This window comes from Syntrophales bacterium, assembly GCA_030655775.1.
Lineage (GTDB): Bacteria > Desulfobacterota > Syntrophia > Syntrophales > JADFWA01 > JAUSPI01.
In genome coordinates this window covers 1-2,838 of record JAUSPI010000242.1, presented here as the reverse complement: position 1 = coordinate 2,838, position 2,838 = coordinate 1, and the positions used below count along the sequence as shown (strand labels likewise).

3 protein-coding genes are annotated in these 2,838 nt (G+C 48.0%); 1 reads left to right on the top strand and 2 read right to left on the bottom strand.

The annotated features are described in order from the left end of the window. Nucleotides 1-917: IS91 family transposase (locus Q7J27_13570; protein MDO9530169.1), on the bottom strand; the 917-nt coding region annotated here is incomplete at its 3' end. A 14-nt stretch (nucleotides 918-931) separates the two neighbouring features. After that, entirely contained in the window at nucleotides 932-1,780 is an 849-nt protein-coding gene (locus Q7J27_13565; GenBank protein MDO9530168.1) for a site-specific integrase, read from the bottom strand. Between the two features lie 408 nt (nucleotides 1,781-2,188). Here Q7J27_13565 and Q7J27_13560 point away from each other — a divergent pair, with 408 nt between their 5' ends. After that, the gene (locus Q7J27_13560) at nucleotides 2,189-2,623 is read left to right on the top strand and encodes a hypothetical protein (protein ID MDO9530167.1); all 435 of its coding nucleotides are present in this window, start codon (nucleotides 2,189-2,191) and stop codon (nucleotides 2,621-2,623) included. Nucleotides 2,624-2,838: the final 215 nt, after the last annotated feature.

The following is a 2,838-nucleotide window of genomic DNA, read 5'->3' as shown; positions in this document are numbered from 1 at the left end:
AACCTTCGGATGAACTCATCAGCCTTGAGCGTCATCGTCTTTTGACGGTTATCGTCGGCATAATCCCGCCACAAGAAGGAAACCTTGCCACCCTGGATATTGAGGATGCGGTTATTGCTGATGGCGATTCTGTGGGTATATCTGCCAAGATACTGGAGAACACCCTTGGGGCCACCGAACGGCGGTTTGCAATAAACGACCCACTTCTTTTCATAGAGTTGTTTCCTGAAAAAATTGAAGTTGCCGGGTGTTTTGAGATGGTTGATCGCACCGTCGAACACCAGAGCGCCGTTTTTGAAACAATGCGTGAGGTGGTCAAGAAACTTCCCGCGGAACAATGCCGACATGACCGTTACGGGAAGGAAAAAACCCTTCCGGCAGGATATCCAACGGTTGGCGTCAGCGGACAGGCCGCCCCCGGTGACAATACAGTGGATATGGGGGTGATCCATAAGGTTCTGTCCCCAGGTATGCAGAACACTGATGACGCCTATTTTGGCACCGAGATGTTTCGGGTCATTGGCAAGTTCAATGAGCGTTTCTGAGACTGAACGGAAAAAAAGATCATACATGACCTTTCGGTTCATTAACACCAGATGATTCAGTTCTGAGGGGATGGTGAAGACTACATGGAAGTATTCAACAGGCAGGAGGTCCTCACCGCGAGCCTCGATCCATTTCTCTTTCCGCAGTGTCTGGCATTTGGGACAGTGCCGGTTTCGGCAGGAGTTATACGATATCGCCAGATGGCCGCAGTGATCGCACTGGTCCTTATGACCACCCATGGCAGCGGTTCTGCATACCTCAATGGCGCGCATGACCCTCAGATGATTGCGGGGCAATCTATGAGATTCTCTATAGACAGGTCCGTACTGACGGAAAATCTCCGCCACTTCAAAGTCGCCAGCTGTTCGCATCCGCTTTTCGTGGATTACGAAGGTTGCTTCGTTTTTTTATCGAGAGGAGATGTGACCTGTGACAGGTTCAGTCGGCTGACATGCAGGTAGACAGTGGTCGTTGTTGGGGACCTGTGCCCAAGAAGCAGTTGGACATGGTGGAGGCTTGTTCCCTCTTCAATCAGATGAGTGGCAAAACTGTGTCTTAACGTATGCACGCTGACCGGCTTTGTGATGCCGGCACGTTTCCTGGCTTTCTGAAATAGCTGCTGGATCGAACTCACGGAGATGTGGCCTTTCCCTTTGGCGCCGGCAAACAACCATTCCGTGGGATGGTATTTTTTCCAGTATCTTCTCAAATGCTCAAGGGCGGTTTCGGACAGGATGGAATAGCGGTCTTTGCCTCCCTTGCCCTGACTCACCCTGACCGTCATCCGTTTGCTGTCGATATCGGTCAGCTTCAGGCGGGCCGTTTCGCTGACCCTCAATCCCGACGAATACGTGATCATCAACATCGCCTTGTGCTTAAGATTTCTGGTGACCGAAAAGAGGGACTCCACCTCCATAAGGTCGAGGACAACCGGAAGATTTCTCTTGCTCCGGGGATGCCTGATCTTTTCCACCGGCCATTCCCGCTTCAGCGTTGTTCTGTAGAAAAACTTGAGTCCGGCAACATAGAACCGGAACGTCCCCTCGGACAGGTGCCGCTCGTTGATCATGTAAAGCATGTACTTCTTGAGTTCGGCCTCCCCCAGTTCCGCCGGGGAGCTCTTAAAGTATTTTGCCAGGTTCTCTACTTCCCGCAGATAGGCATCTTGTGTCCTCGGTTTGGCCCCGCTCAACTGTAAATCCATCAGCATCTGATCTCTTAACATTCCCATCATACAACCTCCTTTGATTTTGATATCTGCCAGCACAGGCTGACGGTTTGACAAAGGATGATGTATGGGGTTTTCGCTTGATCAACAAGCGCTAAAAAACGTGTTGGATTTATAGAGACTGGTATTATAATCCGATGAAACAGGCGATGGGATGGCTACCGCGCAGCGGTTTAGTTCTTCAAATGGTATTCATTATTAGCTGTTGCCATTTTTCCCACATTTTACCACTGGACTTTTGGTCCTTATTACCACAAAACACCCATTGGTCGAAGTCCAATTGTACTTGATTTCACCGTGAAACTTCCGCTTTTCATTTTTCATGAATTGAAGTAGGATTGCACGGAAGTTCGGAAAATACCTACTAGGTATATTAATCGTTGGGCATAAAATTAATGACCAAAGGAGGATTAAATGAAACTACGAAAAACATTGTTATTAGTATCGGTTATATTTTTGCTTGCTCCATCAGCATCAGTAGTCGCAGCAGCTGAATTCGATTGGATGCCAAAATTTAATATTCAAGCACAAGCAGATCCATCTGGATTCCGTGCAAGACTTGCCACTCGTTTTAATATCGGGGATGCGCAGATCACAACCGTACTCAGTAATTTCACCAAACCTGCGGATGCTTATGTCGCTCTGCGATTGGGAGAAATGTCCGGGAAACCGATTGACTATGTGACTGAACAATACAAAGAAGGTAAGGGCCGAGGGTGGGGTGCACTGGCCAAAAGTCTTGGTATTAAACCCGGTTCTCCAGAGTTCCATGCCCTCAAACGCGGTGACGATCTCTATGGCCAAAAAGGCAAGGGCAAGGGTAAAGGCAAGGGCAAAAAAAATAAGTAAAAGCAAAAATATAGTATGTCTCTAATGAAAGGAACTCACTTGGGAAATACCCAACCAGGCGCTGGAGATGGACTGAGGAAAAAAGGGGACAGATTTATTTATTGTTTTTTTAATCTTGCTGTGTTAGCAAGTCAGTATGCCAAGAACGTCACGAATAGTCATTGCCGACTACCCACATCATGTAATCCAGCGAGGCCATAACAGACAAACCGTTT